The organism is Flavobacterium phycosphaerae, assembly GCF_010119235.1.
GTDB lineage: Bacteria > Bacteroidota > Bacteroidia > Flavobacteriales > Flavobacteriaceae > Flavobacterium > Flavobacterium phycosphaerae.
Genome location: NZ_JAAATZ010000001.1, coordinates 1,427,415 through 1,452,760 on the forward strand (window position 1 = coordinate 1,427,415; position 25,346 = coordinate 1,452,760).

Consider the following 25,346-nt stretch of genomic DNA (forward strand, 5'->3'; position numbering starts at 1 on the left):
ATAATTAAAATTGTTGACCAATTATAAAATGTGTTTCCCAACCATTCTTTTGTGTTAAACCAGGAACGGCGTCAAATCCGTGAGCAAAGTCAATTCCGAGTAATCCGAATGCCGGCATAAAGATTCTTATACCAAATCCGGCTGAACGTTGCAACACAAATGGGTTATAATTTTTAAAACTGTCATATGATCCACCGGCTTCCAAAAAGGTCAGGGCATAAATAGATGCCGCGGCTTTCAAAGTTAACGGATATCTTAATTCTAAAGAGAATTTATTGTAAATCGGATCTCCATCCTGATTCGATAAAGACTGATTTGGATACCCTCTCAACTGAATTACTTCACGGCCGTCAAGTGAGAAGTTGGCTAAACCATCTCCACCTAAAAAGAAACGTTCAAACGGCACTACTCCTTTATCCGGGTCAGCAACACTCGTTCCTCGGGATGAGTTGTATGCACCCAAATAACCAAACTCAGCTAATGATCGCAATACTAAGGCTTTTGAAGGAGGTCCGGCAATTTTGGTATACCAATCGGCTTTGAATTTTATCTTATAGTATTCTAACCATTTAAATTTTTCCTGATCCACTTTACCACGGTTGGTGTCGGCTTGCAAATAATCAGCATCGTCAACGTGTACGATTCCTGTAACAGCATTACCACTGGCATCAGTAATAGTAGTGGTTTTAATAAAATCACCATCATTAATAGCCACATTGTCAATTCCGAAATTCTGACCTGTGGTTGAAGCAGTATAGGTCTGTTTGTATTCGCGTAGGTTTTTTAAGTTGCCATAATCAATTCCGTTAAACATGGAATAAGGCAAGGTGAATTTAGCGGAAAGACTGAATTCGGAACCATAGGTTGGGAATATTGGGTTGACCCCTTTGTTGTTTCTACTGATACCAAGGGTATAGGCTAAGTTTCTCGAAGCCCCGTTACCAAAAGTAAATAATCCGGTGTTGTAGTTGTGCAGGTCGTAGTATTGAAAAGAAACCGAACTGGAGAAAACAAAATAGTCATCCGGTATAGTTAATCTTTTGGCAATTCCAACCGAAAGAGAGGTAATGTTAAAGCTTTTGCTTCGGTCTACATTGCTCGAGCTTCCGGAGTATAAGAATTGTTTACTGTGTGATATCGAAGAAGAAAAACTAATAGGTTTTTTACCGCCAAACCAAGGTTCAGAAAACGATAAACTATAAGTTTGGAAATACGAGCTGGCTTGTAAACGCAAGGCTACTTTTTGACCATCCCCCATTGGAAGCGGTTTGTAGGCTTCTTTTTTGAACATGTTTCGTGCCGAGAAGTTATTGAAAGACAAACCAAGCGTTCCGATAAATCCGCCACCGCCGTAACCTCCTTGTAATTCAATTTGACTGGAGCCTTTTTCGACTACATGGTATTCAATGTCAACGGTACCGGCAGCAGGGTCAACGTTTTTGAATTTTGGGTCAATAGCTTCCGGATCAAAGAAACCTAATTGCCCAATTTCACGAATGGTTCTTACCAAATCTTCTTTACTGTATTTTTGTCCCGGCTGGGTTCTTAACTCACGGTAGATTACTCGGTCGTTCGTTTTGTCGTTCCCTACTACGGTAATGTTATTGAAATAAGCTATAGGACCTTCGGTAACTCTAATCTCGAAATCGATAGTGTCATTGGCTGTTTTCACTTCTACCGCATTGATGTTAGAGAATAAATAACCACTGTTTTGGTATAGATTGGTTAAGTCATCAGCATCGGGTTTTGACTTATCGGCAATTCTTTTTTCTAGCAAGACACCGTTGTAGGTATCTCCTTTTTTAATGCCCAAAATTCTGCCAAGCAACTGATCGGAATAAACAGAATTCCCTAAGAATTTGATGTTTCCGAAATAGTATTTATGACCTTCTTCAATTTTTACATTAATGGCTAATTTATTTTTTTTAGCATTTAAAGTTACTGAATCATCAAGAATTCTGGCATCACGGTATCCTTTTTCTTTGTATTTGTCGATGATGCTCGTTAAGTCTTCCTTGTATTTTTCTTTGATGAATTTGGAAGCTTTGAAAATTCGAATCGGATTGATTTTTTTCGTGTTTTTCATGGTCTTTCTCAGCTTGACATCCGAGAATTTTTCATTGCCTTCAAAGGTGATTTTGGAAATTTTCAGTTTGTCTCCTTTGTCAATATTCACTAACATGTTTACCTGATTTCCTTCGGTGGTATCAGCAACGGTAGTGATATACACTTTGGTCTTAAAATAACCGTCTTTCTTGTATTTGTTTTCGATATAATTTCGGGTGGTGGTAATCAGGTTTTCGTTAACAATTTTTCCTTTGGTTAAACTGTTGTCCTTGATTAAGGCTTCTGTTTTCGACTTTTTAACACCTTTGAATTTTACCTCTTTTAGCTTTGGCAATTCGGCAATGTTAAGGTCAAGCCAAATGCTGTCGCCCTCGGCTTTGTTTACAAAAAAATCAATATCACTGAATAATCCCAGCTTTCCTAATTTTTTGATGGCATTGCTGATTTCTTCTCCAGGAACCGTGATTTGCTGTCCTTTTTCCAAACCGGCAAAAGTAACCACGGTTTGTTGGTTGTAGCTGATTTTGCCATTCACTTTAACTTCGGCTAAAATGTACTTTTTTCCTTGTTCAAACGGGATTCTGTCTTGGGCTTGTAATTGAAAAATACTTCCAAATAATACAATACTCAGAAGTATTTTTATGGGGTTTAACTGCACTGAAGGTTTATTTAATTTGTTCACTTGTCTTTCCAAATCTTCGTTCTCTTTTTTGATAGCTGATAATGGCTTCATATAAATCGTCTTCTTTAAAATCGGGCCACAATACATCGGTAAAATAAAATTCTGCATAGGCTATCTGCCATAACAAAAAATTACTGATTCGGTGCTCGCCACTGGTTCTAATCACTAAATCTACATCGGGTAAATTGTGCGTGTAAAGATGCTGATTAATAATTGATTCATCAAGCGTGTCTATCGAAATTATATTATTTTTAACTTTATCACTTATAATTTTAACAGCATTTAACAATTCCTCTCTGGAGCCATAGCTCAACGCCAAAGTAAGAGTCATTCTGCTGTTGTTTTTTGTCTTTTCCATCACGGCCAAAAGTTCTTTTTTGGCTTTTGCAGGAAGCAAATCTATATTGCCGATGCAGTTCAGTCGGATGTTGTTTTTGGCTAAAGTCTCCAGCTCATTTTTTAAAGATGAAATTAAAAGGCGCATCAAGGTATCGACTTCTAATTTAGGACGGTTCCAATTTTCAGTAGAAAAAGCATAAAGCGTGAGGTTCTCGATGCCCAATTTGGCACAGGCTTCAACCGTAATTCTAACCGATTTGGTGCCGTTTTCGTGACCAAAGGCTCTTAAGAGACCTTTTTGTTTGGCCCATCTTCCGTTGCCATCCATGATAATGGCTAGGTGTTTGGGTAAATTGTCTTTATTTATAGTATCGAGTAAATTCATTTTTTAATCTGCGCAATAACATGGCTTGTCTCCAAAAGTATACGTTAGGGTAAACCCTGTGAATACATACCAGTCTTTGCTGTTTACATTGCCAAATTTCAATGGCGCTAAATTTTCGTTTTTAGGCAAACTGCCATCCAGATTATCCGTGAAAGTATATCGAGCCCCCACTTCAAGTCCGAGAATAAAGTTTTCTAAAATATTCGTTTTAACACCCACCGTCATTGGAATGGCTATTTTGCTTGAAGTGTAGTCTTTTTTGGTGTTGCCGCCAATGACATACAACTCATCATAAATAAAATAGGCAAGCCCCGAATAAACATAAGGCGTTATCTTTCTTTTTAATACTTCGTGCAGGTTAAAATCGAAAAAATCAAATTCTAATCCGGCCGAAAGTTCTTTTATGCTATTTTTAAATTTGTAGCCTCTTAAATACCTTCCCGGAATTTCAGAATCTAAATCGTTGCCTGATATAGTAGACTGCGTATAGGAAAATCTCCAAGAATGCCTCGGGCTTCTGTTCCATTTGTATAAAATACCAAAGGCCAATTCGTTGGGAGAAACATAATTGGTTTTACCCACGTCTCCAATATAATTACTGCCACCCAAGAATACCCCGATTTCATGAATTTGGGCATTCGAAATAGTATGGAAAATCAAACAAAAAAATAAAACTAAAACCTTTTTCATCAAATTGAAAATAGCGTGCAAATATAATAATTCTCAGTACTTATATAACATGAAATCAGGATTTCTGCTAAATAAAATAACGTACTGACAATTACAGCTCTTGGCACGGATTATATTCTAAAACGATTTTTTTAGAATTGTAGTATAATTTGAAATGATTTTTTTCTAATTTCTCTTGTCTTCTCCCCACAGCAGTTTGTTGCGAAGGGTTTTCAGGAAAGTTTCTTCGGGAATTTCCACCATGTTAATATTGAAAGGGGTCTTTTTGATTTTTAATTCCGAATGATTGCTAATGTAGGTAATTCTCGAGTCTAAAGAAACCAAGTATTGCTCTTCTCTGCCCGAAACCTTGAGGCGTATTTCGGTATTGTCAGGAATTACCAGCGGTCGTGCCGTAAGATTATGCGGTGCAATAGGGGTTACTATCAGGGCTTTTACGTCGGGAGTTAAGATAGGGCCGCCACAACTCATAGAATAACCGGTTGAGCCGGTTGGCGTAGAAATAATCAAACCATCCGCCCAGTAGGAATTCAGGTATTCATCATTCAAATAGGTTTCGATAGTAATCATCGAGGTAGTGTCTTTTCGATTGATGGATATTTCATTCATGGCAAAGTTAATCTCGATTTTAGATTCTGCCGGCGAACAGTCCATTGTCAACAGGGTTCTTTCGGAAATGGTGTATTTTTTTTCTAAGACGAGCTGTAAAAACGATTCGATGTTTTCTTTTTGCACTTTGGCCAAAAATCCTAATCGTCCGGCATTAACGCCCAAGATCGGAATGCCCGAATCGCGAACAAAAGTAGTAGCTCGCAAAATGGTTCCGTCACCACCAATACTAATAAGAAGGTCAAAACTGTTGTTCAAATCGGCATAAGAAGCAAAAGTGTTGTATTTTTTTTCGATTATTTTTTCTTCATACAATATCTCCAAAAACTTTTCTTCAATAACCAATTCGACATTATTCCTGTTGAAAAAAACAAAAATATCCTTGATAATCGGTCGGGTGTCGTTTTGGTAATATTGTCCGAAGATGGCAATTTTCATATGTTACATATTAAGGTATTTATCCAAATATTCCGAACGTTCTTTCAGCGTGTTTAAATAATTGTCTTCGTGGTGTTCCGAAATAATTTCGTAGTTGTATCGACGGAACGTTTGAATAATTTCATTTAGTGAACCCAAGGTTACTTTGATGGTTACTTGTACTTTTTCCGCATCCGCCTCCGAAACAAAAACACCCAGCAATTTGCCGTTGTTGCTTTCTACAATTTGCGTAATCTGACTCATCGAATAATCAGCGGTGGGTTTCTCGACCACAATGATGCCTCCGGTTTCTTTTAAGAAAGGGGTCTCGTTTAAAAATTTAATGATATCCGTAATCTCATAATAACCGATGTACTTGTTGGTCTCGTCTAAAATCGGAACCAAATTGGCATTGTTTCGAGCAAAAACTTCCAGCACATCCAGCCAAGTCATGGTGTTTCTAACAAAAAAACCTTCCATAGCATAACGGTAATCGGTCATGGTTTTCTGAAATTCAAAAGTCTCCGCATCCACAGCCGAAACACAACCCATAAAGACCTCATTGTCTAAAATAGGGAAGTGCGAAAAGGTGCTCTCTGCAAAAAAATCCTGAATGTCAGCCACTGATTCTGTAGCTGAAAAGGGTTTAAAATCGTTGTTGATATAATCGGAAAGTAATCTCATTTATTCTTTTCTTTTAGCGACTGCAAAATAATCAAATTTTGGGACATGCCGACTTAGTTTTACTTTGTATTTTTGTAATCAAATTTTTTAAAAGGAATCCCAATTCGAGACCGTCATGACAAAATTAAGTGTAAACATCAATAAAATAGCCACTTTACGGAATGCCCGCGGCGGTAATGTGCCTGATTTATTACAGGTAGCCAAAGACATACAGCGCTTCGGAGCCCAAGGCATTACCATTCACCCCAGACCGGATGAAAGACACATTCGTTACCAAGATGCGCGCGATTTAAAACCCATTGTCTACACCGAGTTTAATATCGAAGGCAATCCGCAGCATAACTTTATCGATTTGGTTTTGGAATGCAAACCCGAACAAGTGACTTTGGTTCCCGATGCGATTGGAGCCATCACTTCCTCTGCAGGATGGGACACCATTAAGTTCCAAGACTATTTAACCGATGTGATTGCCGAGTTTAAACGCAACGGCATTCGCACTTCCATCTTTGTTGACCCGATTTTGACTATGATTGAAGGAGCCAAGAAAACCGGTACCGACCGAATTGAATTATACACCGAAGAATTTGCCCATCAATACGGTTTGGGAAACAAAGCCGGAATCGAGCCCTATGTAAAAGCCGCCGTGCTGGCCAATGAATTGGAGTTAGGCATCAACGCCGGACACGATTTGAGTTTGGATAACATCAAGTTCTTCAAAGAAAACATCCCCGGATTGTTAGAAGTTTCCATAGGACACGCCCTAATTTCCGAAGCCTTATACCTAGGTTTAGACAATGTAGTAAACATGTATCTACAACGATTAAAATAAATCCCAAATCCTTAATCCTAATTCCTAAATCCTAAATCAACATGTTGTACTCCAGAATAGAAGGCGAAGGCAAACCACTGATCATCATCCACGGGTTTCTCGGTATGAGTGACAACTGGAAATCGTTTGGTTCGCTCTACGCTGCTGAAGGGTTTCAGGTGCACCTGCTCGACTTGCGCAATCACGGACGCAGTTTTCACTCGGAAGATTTTAGTTATTCAGTGATGGCTAATGATTTGTTGGAGTATTGCCAGCATCATAATTTAAAGGATATAGCCCTAATCGGTCATTCAATGGGTGGTAAAGTAGCTATGCTTTTTGCTACAACTTATCCCGAATTAGTAGAAAAATTAATCGTTGCCGATATTGGCCCGAAATATTATGCCCCGCACCATCAGGACATTTTAGCTGGGTTGAATGCCGTTGACTTTTCGACTAAACCCGACAGAGCACAAGTAGAAGAAACACTCTATCCGTTTATTCCCGACTTCGGTACCCGACAGTTTTTAATGAAAAATCTCTATTGGGTTGAGCCCGGGCAATTGGCCTTCCGATTCAACCTTCCGGTTTTCAATGCTAAAATTGAAACCATCGGTGAGGTGCTGCCCCAAGGAAATACTTTTACTAAACCAACAATGTTCATTCGAGGCGGTAATTCGCGCTATATTTTAGATACCGATGTGCCCGAAATCAAAACGCATTTTCCTAACTTTGAATTAGCAACGATTCCCAATGTGGGCCATTGGTTGCATGCCGAGAATCCGAAAGCTTTTTTTGAAGCAACCATTCAATTTTTAAAATAAGAACTATGAAACTACTCATTAGAATATTAATTACCGCACTTTTGGTCATGGCTATTGCTTACCTTATGAAAGGGGTATATGTCAAAGAATTCACCACCGCTTTAACGGTAGCTATCGTTTTAGGGTTGCTTAACTTTTTTGTAAAACCCGTTTTGGTGTTGTTCACGCTGCCGGTAACCTTCTTTACGCTGGGCTTGTTTTTATTGGTGATTAACGCCATTATCATCATGCTTTGCGACTATTTTATTGTTGAATTCAGTGTCAATTCGTTCTGGACAGCAATGCTCTTCAGTATCATTTTATCGCTTTCACAATCATTGGTTTACCAAATCACCGGCGAGGCAAAATAAAACTTTAGAAATCAATAAAATAAAATTGCTTGGGTTGTAGAAATGTTATAATTTTGCAACCCAATTTTAGTATGTAAAAAACACAAGAAATGAACATCACAAGAAATAATGTAGACGCCTTAAATGCAGTAGTTACTGTAGAAGTGTCAAAATCGGATTACGCAGAAAAAGTAGAGAAAGTTTTAGCAGATTACCGTAAAAATGCTGCAATACCGGGATTCAGAAAAGGAGCCGTGCCGATGAGTTTAATCCACAAACAATATGGTAAAGCCGTTTTGTTGGATGAAGTAAACAAATTGTTACAAGACAATTTAAACAACTATTTAGTAGAAGAAAAATTAGATATCCTTGGAAACCCGCTACCAAAAGTAACCGAAGATTTCAACTGGGATGTAGAAGATTATAAATTCGAGTTCGAATTAGGTTTGGCGCCTGATTTCAGCATTGACCTTGCGGCTAAAAACAGTTTGGTACAATACAAAATCGTTGCCGATGATAAAATGTTAGACGATCAAGTGGCGCGTATCCAAAAACAATACGGAAAGTTAATCGCTAAAGATACGGTTGAAGAAGGAAACGATGTGTCAGGAATTTTTGCCAACGAAGAAAAAGGCATCAACAACAGAACCACTTTATCGTTAGACGTATTCAAAGACAAAAAAACGGCGAAAGCTTTCATCGGTAAAAAAGTAGGTGATGTAGTTACGTTAAAAACCAAAGGCTTGTTTGATGATGATCACAAGTTGATGGACTTCCTTGCCGTTGGTCACGATGACGTACATGGGTTGGATATTGAAGTAACCTTTACTATTGACGAAGTAGTAGGTCATGAATTGGCGACTTTAGACCAAGAATTATTCGATAAATTATTCGGGCCAAAAGTAATCACTTCGGTAGCCGAGTTGAAAGCCAAAATCAAAGAAGACGCGGAGAAACAATTTGCACAACAAGCGGATCAAAAATTCTTAAACGATGTGACCGAGTTCTTAATCGCTAACACCAAATTTGATTTGCCGGCAGCATTCCTTAAAAAATGGATTCAGTCAGCAGGGGAAAACCCATTAACCGCTGAAGAAGCTGAAGCAGAATACACCAAATCGGAAAATGGATTGCGTTACCAATTAATCGAAGGAAAAATCATTACGGAAAACGGATTGCAAATCACCTTTGATGACTTGAAAGCTTACACTACCGAGCTAATCAAAAAACAAATGGCACAATTCGGGCAAATGGATCCTTCTGACGAAGATGTTCAGGGAATCGTTGCTCGTGTAATGTCAAACCAAGACGAAGTACGTCGTTTGTCAGAGCAGGTAATGAACGAAAAGATGTTAAACTTGTTTAAAGACAAAGTAAAAGCGAAGTCAAAAGAAGTTTCTTATGACGATTTCATCAAAGCAATGTACGGTGAGATTTAATTAGAAAATTAGTATATTTGAGCGTCAAAGTCAAAAATGATTTTGGCGCTTTTTTATTTTTTGCCACTATGTCAGGCATAATAATAAGGCACGAACTTTGACTTAACCAAAACAGTATTATAAACGCATAACTTTTAACTTATAACTAGTAAAATGGACTACGGAAAAGAATTTAAAAAATTTGCTACCAAAAAACACGGCGTAAACAGCATGTATTACGACAAAATCGTGAGTAGCATGACACCTTATATTATTGAAGAACGTCAATTGAATATCTCGCAATTAGATGTGTTTTCGCGTTTGATGATGGACAGAATCATCTTTATGGGAACCGGCGTTGACGATTATATGGCGAACATCATCCAAGCACAATTGTTGTTTTTGGAAAGTGTTGACGCTTCGAAAGACATCCAAATCTACATCAACTCTCCGGGCGGTAGCGTGTATGCCGGTTTAGGAATTTATGATACGATGCAGTATATTCGACCGGATGTAGCCACTATCTGTACCGGAATGGCCGCTTCTATGGGAGCCGTTTTACTTTGTGCCGGAGCCGCCGGGAAACGTTCGGCATTACCGCATTCGAGAGTAATGATTCACCAACCTTCAGGAGGCGCACAAGGCGTTGCCACGGATATGGAAATCAACTTAAAAGAAATGTTGAAACTGAAAGACGAATTGTACCAAATCATTTCCCACCACTCAGGACAAACGTTTGAAAAAGTACACAAAGACTCAGAACGCGATTACTGGATGATAGCCGACGAAGCTAAAGAGTACGGAATGATTGATGAAGTATTAAGAAGATAAATTTAGGTGTTGGTTGTTAGTTAATGGGTGTTGGCAAATAGGTCACTAACCAATAACTACCAACCGTTACCATCAACCAAATAAAATGGCAAAACAAGTTTTAGAATGTTCCTTTTGTGGGAGAAAAAAGCCGGAAACCAATTTATTGATAGCCGGAATAAATGCGCATGTTTGTGATCGATGTATTGAGCAGGCACACGGAATAGTCTTAGAAGAATTAAAAAGCTCAGGCGGGATGAAGCCTTCAGCAGATTTGGTATTGAAAAAGCCAAAAGAAATCAGAGCTTTCCTTGACCAATACGTTATCGGGCAAGAGCAAACCAAGAAAGTAATGTCGGTAGCCGTATACAATCACTACAAACGATTGATGCAGTTGCAACATGAAGAAGACGTAGAGATAGAAAAATCCAACATCATTATGGTGGGTCAAACCGGTACCGGAAAAACATTGGTGGCTAAAACCATAGCCCGTATGTTAGACGTTCCGTTGGCTATTGTGGATGCTACAGTACTAACAGAAGCCGGTTACGTGGGAGAAGATGTGGAAAGCATTTTGACCCGTTTGCTGCAAGCCGCCGATTATGATGTGCCCAAAGCGGAAAGAGGCATCGTCTTTATTGACGAAATTGACAAAATTGCCCGTAAAAGCGACAATCCGTCCATCACGCGTGATGTTTCAGGTGAAGGGGTACAACAGGCCTTGTTGAAATTATTGGAAGGTACGATGGTCAATGTTCCGCCAAAAGGAGGAAGAAAACATCCGGACCAAAAGTTTGTAGAAGTCAATACCAAAGACATCCTGTTTATTGCCGGTGGAGCTTTTGACGGTGTCGAAAGAATCATTTCCAAAAGACTGAACCGTCAGGCCGTAGGATACAGCACTTCTAAAAATACAGAAGGAATTGACAAAGACAATTTGTTGCAATACATCATCCCGAAAGACATTAAAGACTTTGGGTTGATTCCGGAAATCATCGGTCGTTTACCGGTACTAACTCACATGGACCCGTTAGACAAAGCCACGCTAAGAGCTATCTTGACGGAGCCGAAAAACGCCTTAATCAAACAATATGAAAAGCTGTTCGGGATGGATGGCGTGAAGTTTACCATCACCGACGAGGCCTTAGATTATATTGTTGACAAAGCGTTAGAGTACAAACTCGGTGCCCGTGGTTTACGCTCGCTTTGCGAAGCCATACTAACCGATGCCATGTACGATTTGCCAAGCTCAGAAGAAAAAGAACTGCACATCGACTTGGATTATACGCACGATGCGTTAACCAAAAATTTATTAAAACGACTGGAAATCGCTTCTTAAGCCCAACCGGTTGTAACCCATAAAAGGGAGTGTTTCTGTAAAGAAGCGCTCCCTTTTTTTAATAGCTCCTGATGAAAAAAGTAATTCCTCAGCAGGAGTTTTCAAAATGATGTACATCTTTTGCCTAAAACATGTACATCATTTGCCCGAAACATGTACATCTTTTAAGTGGTTGTTCCTTACCAATTGATTTTATGGTCAGCAACATTTCGAATTAACTTACGGACTAAGCATAAAAAAAACCCTCAGCTGAGGGTTTTTTGGTTTACATCTTATTTCACAAAACCACCACCGGATTGGTTCTTCTCGATGTTGATTTCGGTGTTTTCCTTTTTCAAACTTAAGTTACCAAAGTTATACGTCAACGAAAGACGGAAGGTTCTCGTGTCTTGTTTTTGGTAGAATTTGGTTTCCAAATTAGGCGAAGAAACCAAAGCATTCACTTCATTCGTATTGAAAACATCAAAACAATGCACCCCGATTTTCAAGTTTTTGTTCAGGAAGTCTCGGCTAAATGAAATATCAAATTGCTGAATCGGCTTGGTGATTTGATAGATTTCCCAAGTCCCTTTGGGTAGAATAAAATAGGACATCGTATTCTTGATTTCCCAAGGCAAAATAAACTGGGCCTGTGCCGAATAATTCAGTATAGGCTTGGTGTTAAACGAAAAATCATACCCTTCTGCAGTATATTTGATATAATTCACATTGAAGAAAATATAATTCATTTTGTCCATGTTGTTCATTCTTTTTTGGAACTCTTCTTTGCCTTTGAAGAAATAATCCAACGGAACCGGGAAGGAAGCAAACAAACTCAACGTTTTCATTTGGTCAAACTGCTGGAAGGTTTGGTTGCTCACCGTTTCGCCGCTTTTGGCATTAAAGATAAAATAGCTGGCGTCTTTGGCTATGGTATAATTACCGCCCAGTTGGACAAACTGAAAAGCCGTCATTTTCAGCTCAAAATTGTCAAAAAAGGTGGGGTCTAAAAAGGGGTTTCCGTTAGAAGTGTTGTATTGGTCGAAGTTGGCAAAGTTATTAGGGTCTAATAAATTGTAATCGGCCTGTCTGATTTTTTTGGAGTACGAAGCCGCGATATTGATGTTTTCATTTACTTCATACAAAGCACTCACATTCGGGAAAAAGTTGGTGTTTTTGAAATTTATTTTAGTTTCATCGCCATCCTGAACCGCAGTTCGGTTTACTTTATAATCCTCAAAACGAACGCCCGCCGTGAAGTTGAACTTCTTGATTTTCTTTCGGGCTTCCACATAAAACGCCAGGTTAGTTTCTTTATAATCAAAATCGGTCACCGAATTGGTTGCCGTGTTTAAATTGTAAATCCCGTTGTCAGTCACATCAATGGAGTTGAATTTTCCACCGGTATTCAAAGAGAAATCAATTTTATTGAACGGAATAGCAAAGTCGTATTTCAAATAATGATTGGCCAATTTGAAGTCTGTTTTTCCGTTATAAAACGTGGCATCACCATTATTTTGTCCCGAAGAGGTCGTCGTTGGTCTTTTATCAAAAAAGTTGCTGAACGCCGTGATGTCAAGGGTTCTTCCAATCGTGTCTAACTTGGTTTTATACTGCAAACTCAGTTCGTGATTGTTGTTTTTGTTTTTGGCTAAGCTGTTGTTGGTGTAGTCAATACTGCTTCCCACGGTGCTTGACTCGTTCACAAAACGATCATTGGCTACATTCAGATTGTAGTTGAACAGCAAATTCGATTTTTCGCTCAGCTTATAATTAGTACCCGTTCTGAAGTAAAAATTACGATTGGTAGTAACCGATAAATTCTTTTGTACCAGCCGCTCATTCGGAGTGAAGGAAGTAAAGATTTGGTCGTTTTGGGTTTTGTTTTCGCCGTCAATATAATTGTAGCCAATCATGGTTTGCCAGCTCAGGTCTTTTACCTTGCCGTTCAGCAAAATCTGCGGACTTGGTTTTTGGTATTTGTTAAAATTGTAATTGATGTTGAAACTGGCGTTAATACCCTTTTTCCTTTTGGTAGTGGTCACTATGTTAATGATAGAACCACTCGAGTTAGCATCATAAGAAGCCCCCGGATTGTATATCAGCTCTACTTTTTCAATGGCATTGGCGGGTAAAGTGGCCAAGTAATTTTGTAAGTCGGTACCGCTTAAGGAGCTCGGTGCGCCGTCAATATAAATGGTAACGCCTTTGCTGTTTAAAGTAATGCTTCCTGAAGGCGAAGTGATAACCCCCGGAATTTTTTTCACAGCTTCCAAGCTGCTGCCACTGTTTAACATGGCGTTATCTCTAACGTTGATAGTGGTTTTGTCTGATTCTACTTTGAGATACTGCTTTTTGTTGCCATAAACAGTAACTTCGGAAAGCTCGTTGGTTTTGTCGGTGGTAGTGGAAGAGTTGTCCTGATTTTTAGGAGTTTCCTGGGCGAAGATTACGCTCGTGACAAGCAAGCATAAGGTAATGCATACTGATTTCATTTGTGATTGATTTAGTGAGCTTCGGTTGCCCGAAGCCCAATGGATTGATGATTGCCCATAAGACTTCCCTCACCATCAATTGTTACAACCCAAAAGAAAATTATTTGATTCTTTTATAATTTACGATAATGACGCCACTAATAATCAGTGTTGCGGCCAATAGTATTCGGGCGGTAATGACTTCATCCAGTATGAGCCAGCCCAAGAACAACGCTACGACTACATTCACATAAGACAAGACCGTTACTTTGGTTGAGGGCAATTGTGTAATCAGGTAACTGAAAGCCACATAACCCACTACCGAACCAAACAGCGCCAGGTAAATCATAGCCAGTATACTGCGGAGACTCCAGTTTTCCGTGTTGAAATCGGGTGTTAAATACCACTGAATCAGTGTTAAAATCACACCGGCTAGTATCATTTGTAAACTCACATTCATCAGCATGGTCAGCGAGTTGGCACTTCCTTTTTTGGTAATGATAGTACCAACGGCCCACATCAAAACCGCTATAAGTATGGCCAAAATGCCGCCCCGATACTCAGGATTTACCAAGTCGGCAAGGCTGCTTTGATAAATGAGGAAGATGCCCATCATGCCCAGTACGATACCAATTATGGTTTTGAACGATAGCTTTTCGTAGCCCAAAAACAGATTCAGCAACAACACAAAGAAAGGATTTAGCGTAGAGATTAGCGAGGCCAAGCCACTACTGATGTACATTTCGGCATAAGTGGTCAGTCCGTTCGCCAAAACAATCATCATAATCGAAAGGATAAGGGCTCGGGCAAACTGTCGGGCATTCACTTGTTCTACTTGCTTTTGATAAATTAAGTAGCCCAATATGATAAACCCGGAGATAAAGTTTCGGATGCCGGCTAAGATAAAAGGTGGAATTGTTTCTACGCCGATGCGGATGCCTAAAAAGGTAGTTCCCCAAAAGAAAGCTACACAAAATAGGGCGAGGTACAGTTTAGTTTTCAAAAAAGCTGGAAATAATTAGGTGTTGTGTTTAGGAATAAGGGGTTCTTTTATTGCGGTTTCCACCAAGCAGCGTCTGCCCGGTCCGCATTTCATCCGGTGTGGTCCGCAGGAAGTTAGCAAGCCAATCAATAACAACAGTAGGATGCCTCGTCGTTTCATAGTGTTATCGGTTTACTTGGATTTGCATATTCAATAACTGTTCTAAGTAATCTCTTTCGTTGGAGAGTCTCGGAATTTTATGCTGACCGCCCAGTTTGTTGTTTTCTTTGAGCCAGTCGTAAAATAAATTTTCTCGGGCCACATTAACTTTAAGCGGATTGAGCGTCATGTTATTGTAGCGTTTGGCTTCGTAGTCGGAGTTGACCGTTTGCAGGTTTTCGTCGAGTGTCTTTTGAAACAATAGCAGGTCTTCCGGTTGTTTTTTGAACTCAATCATCCATTCATGTGCCCCTTTTTCTTTGTCTTTCATGAATATGGGTGCCACGGTATAATCGGTCACTTCACAATGCAAGGCCGAGCAGGTTTTGGCCAAAGCCATATCAGTGTTTTCAACCATCAGCTCTTCTCCAAAAACATTGATGTAATGTTTGGTTCTTCCGGAAACGCGGATTCGGTACGGATTCAATGAAGTAAACCGAACCGTGTCGCCAATCAAATAGCGCCACAAACCGGCATTGGTAGAGATGACTACGGCATAGTTTTTAAACAATTCCACGTCGGCCAGGCGAATTACCTTTTGATTCGGCGTGCCAAAAGTATCCATCGGTATGAATTCGTAGAAGATGCCATAGTCTAACATTAACAGCAAATCGTTGGAATAATTCAAGTCTTGTATGGCAAAGAAACCTTCTGAAGCATTGTAAATCTCGTAATATTTGAAATGATTTTGCGGTAAAATCTTTTGGTATTGCTCGCGATAGGGTTCAAAACTTACACCCCCGTGAAAGTACACTTCTAAGTTGGGCCACAATTCGGATAGATTATCTTTTCCGGTTTCGGTTAAAATGCGGTTCAGCAAAACAAGCATCCACGAGGGAACGCCGGCAAAACTGGTTACATTTTCGGTTTTGGTTTCGTTAATAATGGCAGTTAATTTGGTTTCCCATTCGCTCATCAACGAAATTTTATTGCTCGGGGTGCTGCTGAACTCGGCCCAAATAGGCATGTTTTCAATCAGTATAGCCGATAAGTCGCCAAAGTAAGTGTTGTTGTTTTCGTAGATCTGCGAGCTGCCGCCGAGACGTAAACTTTTCCCCAAAAACATTTCGGAGTTTTCATTGTTGTTCAGGTACATGCACAATAAATCCTTGCTGCCTTTGTAATGACAATCTTCAAGGGCTTCATTGCTTACCGGAATGAATTTGCTTTTGGCATTGGTGGTGCCGCTTGATTTGGCAAACCATTTGATGGGCGTGTTCCAAAAGACATTTTGCGCTCCTTTTCGTGTCAGTTCAATCATAGGTTCCAAATCTTCATAAGAAGAAACCGGAATTCTTTCTGAAAACGTTTGATAGGATTTAATGCTTTTGAAGTCGTATTTCTGTCCAATTACCGTGTCTTCGGCTGAGCGAATCAGGTTCATCATCAGTTCTTCTTGTACTTCATGCGGGTATTTTAAAAACAACTCAATCTGATGAATGCGTTGTTTCAAAACCCAAGAAGCAATAGAATTGATGATTGGAAAAGGCATTTTGATTTAGGTTTTAGGAATTACGATTTAGGATTTATAACTTTACGCTAAAATAGCAATTATTCCTAATTCCTGAATCCTAATTCCCAAATAATAATGACATACGAAGGTGTTTTAACCAAAATGCAAACCGAATTTTCGAATCCTATTCAGTATTATTTGGTGTTTGAAAATAGTTTTTTGAGCTTAAATCAGTTGTTGGACAAATCATTGGAAATTAATTTCACCGGGTACCAATGTTTGAATTGCGGCAAAAAGAAAAAGATATTCCGCCAGGGGTTTTGTTACGATTGTTTTATGAGCAGTGCGGCCGCCGGCGACTGGATTATGAAACCCGAATTGAGTACGGCACACCTTGATATTGAAGACCGTGATTTGGACTATGAGAAAAAAGTACAATTGCAACCGCATATAGTGTATTTGGCTTTGTCGAGTGAGGTGAAAGTGGGCGTAACCCGCAAAACCCAAGTGCCCACAAGATGGATAGACCAAGGGGCTGTGCAGGCCATTCCGATTGTAGAAGTTCCGAATAGGTATTTGGCGGGCATTACCGAGGTGGCTTTGAAAAACCATTATGCCGATAAAACCAATTGGCAAAAAATGCTGAAGAATGAAGTGCCTCAAGTTGATTTATTGGCGGAACGATTGAAACTGGAAGGGTTACTCCCGAATGAAGTTCAGGAGTTTTATTATACTACTAAGGAAGATTTATACGAGTTGCACTATCCGGTGTTGCAGTATCCGAGTAAAGTGAACAGTTTAAACTTAGACAAATCACCTAATTACTCCGGAAAACTTACGGGAGTCAAAGGGCAATACCTCCTATTTGAAGACGGAACGGTTTTCAATGTCCGCACTTTTGAAGGTTATGTAGTCAAAATCAATATTTAAACAAAAACCCTTTCTCTTCAGAAAGGGTTTCTTTTTATTTTGTGGTGGAGGCCGGTTTCGGTTTGTTGAACAAGCCGTTGAGTAAGTCTTTAGCTTGTGTTTTTACATCTGTTTTTGGGGTTTCTGTTTTTGTAGAGTCCTTTGGTTTAGTATTGTTCTTGATGATGTTGCCCAAAGCCGAAGTTCCTTGCTGAATCAGTTTGTCTTTTTGTTGTTTCACTAAAGAAGTGACCAAACTTGTAGTAGCTTGTTTGACATCGGTAGTGATTTTAGGGCTTTTAAAATTACCGGTAAGGATAGCATTGATTGGAACGTTCTCTATTTTTTTAGCATCTGCCGGCGACAGTTTGGCCAACAAAGCATTCGCTTCGGTGCCTAAGTATTTGGCCGGCACGTCCAGCTTCATGTTGTAATTCATGCTTTGGTCAAAGCCGTGTGTTCCGCCCAAGCTTACTTTGATGTCTTGGTATTTTAAATCAAGCGGTTTTAAGTTCACTTTTCCGTCTTTAAACGTTAAGGCTGCTTTTAAATCGTTGAGGTTTAGTTTTTTCAAATCGATAAAGCTCAGTTTGTCATCCAAGGCGTTTAACATGGTAGAGTTGCTCGCGTTTACGGTGGTAGAAAGTAACTGACCCAATAAATCACCGGACAGGCTGTTTAGGTCGGGTGTCATTTCCTTGTCTTTCAGATTCCCCGATAGTTTAATCTTGGAATTCAGTTTTCCGTTTATCACTCCGGCAATAGGAGCGATTTTTTTCATCATCTCTAATTGCGTAAACGTTTGGGCAATGTCAACCCCGTTTAGCCCTAAATCCATATTGAATTTTGAGATTTTTTCTTTGGTCGAAACATCACCGTTGAAAGCAATAGAGCCACCGAAGATGTTGGTTTTTCCATTTTCAATGGTTACTTTTTGGTCTTTGATGATGACTTTTCCGGAAACGTCTTTCAAGGTTAAATTATCATACAAAACCGTATTGGCTTTTGCGGTTAACGAGCAATTTAGGAACGCCGGTATCTTCATAGGCTCGCTGGCTTTGGTTTCTTTCTTGGCTGCTGTTTCGGTAGTCATGAAGTCGTTTACCGCCAATTGATTTGAATTCAGCGTAAAGTTTCCTTTCAACTCTTGGTTTTTAAATACAAAGCCGTAGAAATTTTCTAAGACACCCGTTACCGCCAAATCACTTTTTCCTGTGGTGGCATTGAATTGTTTTAAGTTCACTCGGCTAGGGTCAAACGCTACCGAAGCTTTACTGATTTTCATGGTTTTGCCATTTTCATCGGTATAGTTGAAACCGGTTAAGTCGATGGTTCCGGCATTTTTAATACGGGCGTAGTCACTTTTTTCTACTGATTGCATGTCAAATTCGGTAGTCACATCCGCTACCATAACGCCGGTTAAGGGTTTGTCTAACTTTACCGGATAAGCTTTGGTAAGGTTAGCCAAGTTGATAGTGCCTTTCAGTGCTGCATTGACTAACGCATTTTCGGAGATGTTTTTAATATTGGCTTTGGCGTTAAAAACGTCTTGGTCAATTTGGAACGAAAGCTTGTCTAAGTTGACGTAAGTATCGTTCATCACGCCGGTTTCGTTGATGATCTTGGTATCGATGATAATCTTTTGAACGGATTTCGGCAAGTTCGGGTATTGGAACGAGGCATTATTGGAAGCAATTTCGATATTGAATTTCGGTACCGAAGTGCTTGAATACAAGCCTTTAGCAAAACCGCCGACAGTGAAGTCACCACTGGTTTTTACGTCTTTTAAATTACTCGAGTATTTTGCGGGAATCAATCCTAAGAAGTTTTTGAAAGAAGAGGTCGGTGTTTTAAAGGTCAAATCATATTGCTGTCCGGCCTCGACCATTTGGATGTAACCATCAAACTCCAGAGGCAATTCATTGATTTTGGCTTTGTTTTGTTTGAAAGTGTATTGACTTTTGTTTAAGTCAATCCCCAAAACAGCATCCAACGCAATGGCTACGTGATTCATGTAGTTTACTTTGTCCATGTCGAGGGAAACCTTTGCCGTTGTTTTTGTTGTCAAATCCAATTTGGAAGCCGCAAAGTCGCCGGTTCCTTCATGGTTAATGCTGTCGACCACCATCTTTATTTTGGATTTTTCATCGTAGTACTTGAACTTGAAATTCTCAACCGAATATTCTTTTATTTTTAAGGATAGCGGTTTGCTTTTGCTGTCGTCTTCTTTGCCTTTGTCTTTCAGGGCGATGTCGTAATTGCCCACGCCGTCCTTGTTGAAAATGATATTAATCAAACCGTTTTTAGAAGAAACCCCATCAATGTTCATCGGTTCGTTATCGCCTTTGAACAGTTCTTTGATAGACATTTTCAGATTTAATTCGTCAAAAGCTACTAAGGTGTCGCCTTCAAATGGTGCTTTGTTGATGATGGATAGCTTTTCCACCGTTACGCTCGCATTAGGAAAGTTTCGGAATAAGCTCAAATCAGCATCGGCAAAAGCCACTTTCGCGTCTACTTTTTCATTGATAGCAGTTAAAATTTTGGCTTTGATTTGATCCTTAAAGAAATACGGAATGGCGAAAGCTGAAATCACTAACAACAATAAAACGATTCCAACTATTTTTAAAATTTTCTTCAACATGGTATGATAGATTTAGTTACGCTTCGACTGAACAAAAATAATGCCTTTTCGTTACAAAGCAGTTACTATTTATAGCAATTTTATGATTTTATCAAAAGGCAATTGTTGAGAAATTGTTATTAACAGTCTGTTTCTTTTTGTCTTTATTCTGAAATAGTTTTAGTTAATTTGTGCTTCCATGAATAAGCAGCATCAAGTCATTTTATCAATAGGCACCAATCAGGGCAACCGACTCGAGAATATAGAGCGTTGCATTGACAGTTTGCACAAAGAAATAGGTACCATTATCCGTGTTTCTAAGCTTTATGAAACACCATCTTGGGGTTTTGAGAGCGCTCCTTTTTACAACTGTGCGGTGATTATGAATACCCATAAATCAGCGCATCAAGTTTTAGAGGAAGTCTTGCTGTTGGAAGAAGCCTTGGGTAGAGTTCGCGAGAATTTGGAGGGTTATCAAGCGCGTATTATTGATGTTGATGTGATTACTTTTGATGAAGAAATCATAGCTTCCGAAAAGTTGCAAGTGCCTCATCCGGAAATGCAGAATCGCTTGTTTGTGTTGTTGCCGATGCGCGATTTGAATTTGGATTGGCGTCATCCTATTTTGCAAAAGTATTTACACGAATTGCTGGTGCTTTCCGAAGACAAGAGCAATTGCAAGGTGATTCAAAATTTGGAAGTTCCGATTTCGAAAATCAAATTAGATCATTTCAATTACATTGCCATAGAAGGAAATATTGGTGCTGGGAAAACCACCTTGACTAACAAATTAGCAGAAGATTTTAATGCCAAAACGGTATTGGAACGTTTTGCAGATAATCCGTTTTTGCCGAAGTTTTATGATGATCAAGCCCGTTATGCGTTTCCGTTGGAGATGTCATTTTTGGCCGACAGGTACCAGCAAATTTCGGATGATTTGGCGCAATTCGACTTGTTTAAAGACTTTATCGTTGCCGATTATCATATTTTCAAATCGTTGATTTTTGCTAAAGTGACTCTGGCCGAAGACGAATACCGTTTGTATAAAACGATGTTTGACATCATCTATAAAGAAATGCCAAAGCCTGATTTGTATATTTATTTGTACCAAAGTACGGAGCGTCTTTTGAAAAACATCAAAGAAAGAGGACGTAGCTACGAACAGGAAATCCCGGCGGAATATTTGGAGAAAATCAATAATGGGTATTTGGATTATATCAAATCACAACAAAATTTGAATGTGCTGATTATAGATGTGACCAACCGAGATTTTTTAAACCAACAGGATGATTACATTTTTGTTTTAGAAGAAATTCGCAAAAAAATCTCGAATTAGTACTTCATTTTTTGAAACAAATCCCAAACTACAATTCCGGCACTTACCGAAATATTTAAGGAATGTTTTGTTCCCAGTTGCTGAATTTCGATAGCGCCATCACACAATTCAATAGCTTTTTGTGAAACCCCATATACTTCGTTGCCAAAAACCAAAGCATATTTTCGATTGCTTTCCACTTTAAAATCTTGAAGAAAAACAGCTTTTTCTACTTGTTCAACAGCATAAACGGCGGTTTGTTCCTGTTTTAATTTTTCGATAACACTCAAAACATCTTTTTGGTATTCCCATGTTACGGTTTCGGTAGCGCCCAAAGCGGTTTTGTGTATTTCTTTATTTGGCGGAATGGCTGTTATTCCACACAGATAAATTTTTTCAATCAAAAATGCATCTGCTGTGCGAAAAACCGAACCTATGTTGTGCAAACTCCGGATATCATCCAACATTATGATTAAAGGTGTTTTTTCAGCTTCTTTAAAATCGGCTACTGATTTTCTTTCCAGTTCTTTGTTTTCGAGCTTGCGCATGGTTTATTTTTTGGCAAATATATTCAAAAAAAAATCCCGAACGAATCGGGACTTTTCAGAATTTATAACTAAGTCTAATTAACTTTTAGTTGGTGTAGCTCCTTCAGCAGGGGCATCTGGCAAAACGTTTCCTTTGATGGTGATTACTTTAGTTTCTTGACCAACAGCGTTAGATTTTACAGTAACTGTTTTGGTAAATTGACCAACTCTATCAGTTGCATATTTAACACCAATTACTCCTTTTTCTCCTGGTTGGATTGGTTTTTCCGGTTTTGACGGAACAGTACAACCACAAGAACCTTGAGTACTTTCGATAACTAAAGGTTTGTTTCCGTTATTAGTGAAAACAAATTCTCTTTTTCCGTCAGCGTTGTGAGGAATTGTACCGTAATCGATAGTTTCGTTTTCGAAAACCATTCCGGCTCCGTCAACTTTTGGAGTTTCTACTTTAGCAGGCTCTTTTTTTACCGCTTTTTTTGTTGTTTGAGCATTTGCTGTAACACCGAAAACAGTAATTGCAGCTAATAAAATTATTTTTTTCATTTTTAAAAGTTTTTAAGTTTCTGTGACAAATCTATCTAAAAATTAAAACGGTCCTATTTTTTTTATCTTAATATTAAATTAATTTTTTTTCAGTATCCTATTCCACTTAAAATATTTTAAATTCGCTTTCTTATAAATTTAATACGAAATCCATTGTCAGCCAAAGAAAGTCAAGCCAAGGAAACCCCTTTAATGAAACAGTACAACGAGATAAAACGAAAATATCCCGATGCTTGTTTGTTGTTCAGAGTGGGTGATTTTTATGAAACTTTTGGCGAAGATGCTATCAGAGCGTCTAAAATTCTTGGCATTGTTTTGACAAAACGAGGCGCCGGTTCAGAAACCGAAACCGCTTTGGCCGGATTTCCACACCATTCTTTAAATACCTATTTGCCCAAATTGGTAAAGGCAGGGTTAAGAGTGGCGATTTGCGACCAGCTCGAAGATCCTAAAATGACCAAGACCATCGTGAAGCGTGGTGTGACCGAATTGGTGACGCCCGGGGTGTCTATGAATGATGAGGTTTTGCACTCCAAGTCGAATAATTTTTTGGCTTCTATTTATTTTGGTAAAAAACAATTAGGCGTAGCTTTTTTAGATGTTTCTACCGGCGAATTTTTAACGGCACAAGGCAATGAAGAATATATTGATAAGTTGTTTCAAAATTTCATCCCGAGTGAGATTTTAATTCAAAAGAACAATAAAGCACAATTTAAAGAAGCTTTCGGCGAAGATTTTAATGTGTTTTATCTTGAGGATTGGGTATATAAAGAAGACTATGCGTTAGAAACGTTGATGAATCATTTTCAAACCAATTCTTTAAAAGGTTTTGGTGTAGAAGAATTGCCGGATGGCATTATCGCCTCAGGAGCTATATTGTATTATTTGTCGGAAACACAACATAATAAAGTACAGCACATCACCAGTATCAATCGTATTGCTGAAGATGCTTATGTGTGGATGGATCGTTTCACGATTCGCAATTTGGAATTGTATCATAGTCATTCGCAAAATGCCGTAACGCTGCTGGATGTAATTGACAGAACGCTTTCGCCAATGGGAGCAAGATTGTTGAAACGCTGGTTGGCTTTGCCTTTGAAAGATATAAATAAGATTAGAAGACGTCATGAAGTGGTTACTTATTTAAAAGAAAATCAAGAAATACTTCAAAAGATACAATACCAAATCAAACAAATTTCCGACTTGGAGCGTTTGATCTCCAAAGTGGCTACGGGTAAAATATCTCCTCGTGAGGTGATTTATTTAAAGGAATCGTTGGATGCCATCATTCCAATTAAAAGTATAGCCTTAGAGAGCAAACAGGAGGCGGTTCGTGTAATTGGGGACAGTTTGCATGCTTGTGATTTGCTTCGCGAAAAGATAAAAACAACACTGAATCAGGAAGCTCCGGTGGCTATTGCCAAAGGAAATGCCATTGCAATAGGGGTTCACGCCGAGTTGGATGAATTGCGAAACATTGCATTTTCCGGGAAGGAATATTTGGAAGGGATAGAAGCAAGAGAATCCGAACGTACCGGAATCACCTCGTTGAAGATTTCGTTTAATAATGTTTTTGGGTATTACATCGAAGTAAGAAATACGCATAAAGATAAAGTACCGCAGGAATGGATAAGGAAACAAACCTTGGTTAATGCGGAGCGTTATATTACCGAAGAGCTGAAAGAATACGAAACCAAAATCCTTGGTGCCGAAGAAAAAATCCATCAAATCGAAAGTCATTTGTTTGAACAATTGGTAATTTGGATTGGTACTTATATTAAACAAGTGCAGTTGAATGCCAATTTGGTAGCTCAATTGGATTGTTTGACTTCTTTTGCACAATTGGCCATTGAGAACGATTACGTTTGTCCGATTTTAGATGATACTTTTGAATTGGAAATTACTAATGGCCGTCATCCGGTTATAGAAAAGCAATTACCGGTTGGTGTTCCTTATGTAGCCAATGATGTTTGGTTGGATAGAGAAACCCAACAGTTGATTATGATTACCGGGCCGAATATGTCCGGTAAATCAGCCATATTAAGACAAACCGCTTTGATTGTACTGCTCGCTCAAATGGGAAGTTTTGTTCCGGCAGAAAAGGTGAGGATGGGAGTAGTCGATAAAATATTCACCCGTGTTGGAGCCAGTGACAATATATCGATGGGTGAATCTACTTTTATGGTGGAGATGAATGAAACGGCTTCTATTTTGAATAATATTTCGGATAGAAGTTTGGTGCTGTTGGATGAAATCGGACGCGGAACAAGTACCTATGACGGAATTTCTATCGCATGGGCGATTGCAGAATTTTTGCATGAAAATCCGGCCCGACCTAAAACACTTTTTGCAACGCATTACCATGAGTTAAACGAGATGAGCGAATTGCTGCCGAGAATACAGAATTATAATGTTTCGGTAAAAGAGCTTAAGGATACTGTTTTGTTTATCAGAAAGCTGGTGAAAGGCGGAAGTGCCCATAGTTTTGGTATACATGTCGCAAAAATGGCCGGAATGCCTCAAATGGTGATTCAGAAAGCACAAAAGCTCTTGAAGAAACTCGAGAAAAATCACTCTAGTGATGCGCTAAACACCATCAAGTCTTCTAAAGATGAAATGCAACTCAATATTTTCAGTATGGACGATCCGTTATTAGAGGAAATCAGAGAAGATATATTGAATTTAGACATTAATACTTTGACGCCGGTTGAAGCCTTAATGAAGCTAAATGAGTTGAAAAGGATGCTTTTGAAAAAATAACGCTTATCGGTTGATTTTGCTAATCAGGGAATTAGATTTTCAAAAAGTTTTTTTCAAAAAAAGGTTTGTATAATTCAATTTAAGTATTACATTTGCATCCGCAATACGGTACAAGTATTGTTGCTCTTATAAAATTTGAA

20 protein-coding genes are annotated in these 25,346 nt (G+C 38.9%); 9 read left to right on the forward strand and 11 right to left on the reverse strand.

The genetic code is table 11. The features are described from left to right. Positions 1–4: 4 nt before the first annotated feature. The 5 genes from bamA to GUU89_RS06335 all read right to left on the reverse strand — a co-directional run bounded on the left by bamA (position 5) and on the right by GUU89_RS06335 (position 5,873). Positions 5–2,800, reverse strand: coding sequence for an outer membrane protein assembly factor BamA (gene bamA / locus GUU89_RS06315; RefSeq protein ID WP_162127127.1), 2,796 nt, complete (start codon positions 2,798–2,800; stop codon positions 5–7). Beyond that, positions 2,733–3,473 (reverse strand): isoprenyl transferase, encoded by a 741-nt coding sequence (locus GUU89_RS06320; RefSeq protein ID WP_162127128.1) that lies wholly within the window; start codon positions 3,471–3,473, stop codon positions 2,733–2,735. The genes bamA and GUU89_RS06320 overlap by 68 nt, the downstream gene beginning before the upstream one ends. Before the next feature lie 3 nt (positions 3,474–3,476). After that, positions 3,477–4,163 (reverse strand): type IX secretion system protein PorG, encoded by a 687-nt coding sequence (gene porG / locus GUU89_RS06325; RefSeq protein WP_162127129.1) that lies wholly within the window; start codon positions 4,161–4,163, stop codon positions 3,477–3,479. Positions 4,164–4,328: 165 nt separating this feature from the next. Next, positions 4,329–5,210, reverse strand: a complete 882-nt coding sequence (locus GUU89_RS06330) for an NAD kinase (protein ID WP_162127130.1) — start codon at positions 5,208–5,210, stop codon at positions 4,329–4,331. 3 nt (positions 5,211–5,213) lie between these two features. Further along, positions 5,214–5,873: a CBS domain-containing protein gene (locus GUU89_RS06335; RefSeq protein WP_162127131.1), complete on the reverse strand. Its 660-nt coding sequence runs from the start codon at positions 5,871–5,873 to the stop codon at positions 5,214–5,216. 115 nt (positions 5,874–5,988) lie between these two features. Here GUU89_RS06335 and GUU89_RS06340 point away from each other — a divergent pair, with 115 nt between their 5' ends. From GUU89_RS06340 to clpX, 6 genes are all read left to right on the forward strand, one after another. Then, entirely contained in the window at positions 5,989–6,702 is a 714-nt protein-coding gene (locus tag GUU89_RS06340) for a pyridoxine 5'-phosphate synthase (protein ID WP_162127132.1), read from the forward strand. 41 nt (positions 6,703–6,743) lie between these two features. Continuing rightward, complete coding sequence (locus GUU89_RS06345; protein WP_162127133.1) at positions 6,744–7,505, forward strand: alpha/beta fold hydrolase; 762 nt, start codon at positions 6,744–6,746, stop codon at positions 7,503–7,505. 5 nt (positions 7,506–7,510) lie between these two features. Further along, positions 7,511–7,855: a phage holin family protein gene (locus GUU89_RS06350; RefSeq protein ID WP_162127134.1), complete on the forward strand. Its 345-nt coding sequence runs from the start codon at positions 7,511–7,513 to the stop codon at positions 7,853–7,855. Positions 7,856–7,944: 89 nt separating this feature from the next. After that, positions 7,945–9,273 (forward strand): trigger factor, encoded by a 1,329-nt coding sequence (gene tig, locus GUU89_RS06355; protein WP_162127135.1) that lies wholly within the window; start codon positions 7,945–7,947, stop codon positions 9,271–9,273. Positions 9,274–9,426: 153 nt separating this feature from the next. Further along, entirely contained in the window at positions 9,427–10,083 is a 657-nt protein-coding gene (clpP, locus tag GUU89_RS06360) for an ATP-dependent Clp endopeptidase proteolytic subunit ClpP (protein ID WP_162127136.1), read from the forward strand. Between the two features lie 85 nt (positions 10,084–10,168). Then, positions 10,169–11,401 (forward strand): ATP-dependent Clp protease ATP-binding subunit ClpX, encoded by a 1,233-nt coding sequence (gene clpX, locus GUU89_RS06365; protein WP_162127137.1) that lies wholly within the window; start codon positions 10,169–10,171, stop codon positions 11,399–11,401. A gap of 272 nt (positions 11,402–11,673) precedes the next feature. Here the strand turns inward: clpX and GUU89_RS06370 are convergent, their stop codons facing one another. The 3 genes from GUU89_RS06370 to GUU89_RS06380 form a co-directional block, all read right to left on the reverse strand. Further along, a complete protein-coding gene (locus GUU89_RS06370) occupies positions 11,674–13,875 on the reverse strand; it encodes a TonB-dependent receptor domain-containing protein (protein WP_162127138.1) in 2,202 nt (733 codons plus the stop codon). Between the two features lie 100 nt (positions 13,876–13,975). Further along, complete coding sequence (locus GUU89_RS06375) at positions 13,976–14,857, reverse strand: DMT family transporter (RefSeq protein ID WP_162127139.1); 882 nt, start codon at positions 14,855–14,857, stop codon at positions 13,976–13,978. Positions 14,858–15,020: 163 nt separating this feature from the next. Next, positions 15,021–16,547: a GH3 auxin-responsive promoter family protein gene (locus GUU89_RS06380; protein ID WP_162127140.1), complete on the reverse strand. Its 1,527-nt coding sequence runs from the start codon at positions 16,545–16,547 to the stop codon at positions 15,021–15,023. 96 nt (positions 16,548–16,643) lie between these two features. Here GUU89_RS06380 and GUU89_RS06385 point away from each other — a divergent pair, with 96 nt between their 5' ends. Next, positions 16,644–17,438 carry a DUF2797 domain-containing protein gene (locus GUU89_RS06385; protein ID WP_162127141.1) on the forward strand — a complete coding sequence of 265 codons (795 nt, stop codon included), beginning with the start codon at positions 16,644–16,646 and terminating at the stop codon, positions 17,436–17,438. 34 nt (positions 17,439–17,472) lie between these two features. On the opposite strand, the gene GUU89_RS06390 is transcribed toward GUU89_RS06385, so the two are convergent. After that, entirely contained in the window at positions 17,473–20,061 is a 2,589-nt protein-coding gene (locus GUU89_RS06390; RefSeq protein WP_162127142.1) for an AsmA-like C-terminal region-containing protein, read from the reverse strand. Positions 20,062–20,239: 178 nt separating this feature from the next. Here GUU89_RS06390 and folK point away from each other — a divergent pair, with 178 nt between their 5' ends. After that, on the forward strand, positions 20,240–21,376 hold the full coding sequence (folK, locus tag GUU89_RS06395) for a 2-amino-4-hydroxy-6-hydroxymethyldihydropteridine diphosphokinase (protein WP_162127143.1): 1,137 nt from the start codon (positions 20,240–20,242) through the stop codon (positions 21,374–21,376). On the opposite strand, the gene GUU89_RS06400 is transcribed toward folK, so the two are convergent. Continuing rightward, positions 21,373–21,903, reverse strand: coding sequence for an RNA methyltransferase (locus tag GUU89_RS06400; protein WP_162127144.1), 531 nt, complete (start codon positions 21,901–21,903; stop codon positions 21,373–21,375). The two genes, folK and GUU89_RS06400, sit on opposite strands and share 4 nt — an antisense overlap. Before the next feature lie 78 nt (positions 21,904–21,981). Next, complete coding sequence (locus tag GUU89_RS06405; protein ID WP_162127145.1) at positions 21,982–22,446, reverse strand: DUF1573 domain-containing protein; 465 nt, start codon at positions 22,444–22,446, stop codon at positions 21,982–21,984. 153 nt (positions 22,447–22,599) lie between these two features. On the opposite strand from GUU89_RS06405, the gene mutS reads away from it, so the two are divergent. Continuing rightward, positions 22,600–25,206, forward strand: a complete 2,607-nt coding sequence (mutS, locus tag GUU89_RS06410) for a DNA mismatch repair protein MutS (protein ID WP_162127146.1) — start codon at positions 22,600–22,602, stop codon at positions 25,204–25,206. Positions 25,207–25,346 lie beyond the last annotated feature (140 nt).

What these genes read in the sequence shown, in the direction of transcription:
- GUU89_RS06400 (WP_162127144.1), bottom strand. Translation starts at nt 21,903, where the DNA reads ATGCGCAAGCTCGAAAACAAAGAACTGGAAAGAAAATCAGTAGCCGAT.
- GUU89_RS06330 (WP_162127130.1), bottom strand. Translation starts at nt 5,210, where the DNA reads ATGAAAATTGCCATCTTCGGACAATATTACCAAAACGACACCCGACCG.
- GUU89_RS06385 (WP_162127141.1), top strand. Translation starts at nt 16,644, where the DNA reads ATGACATACGAAGGTGTTTTAACCAAAATGCAAACCGAATTTTCGAAT.
- tig (WP_162127135.1), top strand. Translation starts at nt 7,945, where the DNA reads ATGAACATCACAAGAAATAATGTAGACGCCTTAAATGCAGTAGTTACT.
- GUU89_RS06380 (WP_162127140.1), bottom strand. Translation starts at nt 16,547, where the DNA reads ATGCCTTTTCCAATCATCAATTCTATTGCTTCTTGGGTTTTGAAACAA.
- porG (WP_162127129.1), bottom strand. Translation starts at nt 4,163, where the DNA reads ATGAAAAAGGTTTTAGTTTTATTTTTTTGTTTGATTTTCCATACTATT.
- GUU89_RS06390 (WP_162127142.1), bottom strand. Translation starts at nt 20,061, where the DNA reads ATGTTGAAGAAAATTTTAAAAATAGTTGGAATCGTTTTATTGTTGTTA.
- GUU89_RS06405 (WP_162127145.1), bottom strand. Translation starts at nt 22,446, where the DNA reads ATGAAAAAAATAATTTTATTAGCTGCAATTACTGTTTTCGGTGTTACA.
- folK (WP_162127143.1), top strand. Translation starts at nt 20,240, where the DNA reads ATGAATAAGCAGCATCAAGTCATTTTATCAATAGGCACCAATCAGGGC.
- GUU89_RS06335 (WP_162127131.1), bottom strand. Translation starts at nt 5,873, where the DNA reads ATGAGATTACTTTCCGATTATATCAACAACGATTTTAAACCCTTTTCA.
- clpP (WP_162127136.1), top strand. Translation starts at nt 9,427, where the DNA reads ATGGACTACGGAAAAGAATTTAAAAAATTTGCTACCAAAAAACACGGC.
- clpX (WP_162127137.1), top strand. Translation starts at nt 10,169, where the DNA reads ATGGCAAAACAAGTTTTAGAATGTTCCTTTTGTGGGAGAAAAAAGCCG.
- GUU89_RS06340 (WP_162127132.1), top strand. Translation starts at nt 5,989, where the DNA reads ATGACAAAATTAAGTGTAAACATCAATAAAATAGCCACTTTACGGAAT.
- GUU89_RS06370 (WP_162127138.1), bottom strand. Translation starts at nt 13,875, where the DNA reads ATGAAATCAGTATGCATTACCTTATGCTTGCTTGTCACGAGCGTAATC.
- GUU89_RS06345 (WP_162127133.1), top strand. Translation starts at nt 6,744, where the DNA reads ATGTTGTACTCCAGAATAGAAGGCGAAGGCAAACCACTGATCATCATC.
- GUU89_RS06350 (WP_162127134.1), top strand. Translation starts at nt 7,511, where the DNA reads ATGAAACTACTCATTAGAATATTAATTACCGCACTTTTGGTCATGGCT.
- bamA (WP_162127127.1), bottom strand. Translation starts at nt 2,800, where the DNA reads ATGAAGCCATTATCAGCTATCAAAAAAGAGAACGAAGATTTGGAAAGA.
- GUU89_RS06320 (WP_162127128.1), bottom strand. Translation starts at nt 3,473, where the DNA reads ATGAATTTACTCGATACTATAAATAAAGACAATTTACCCAAACACCTA.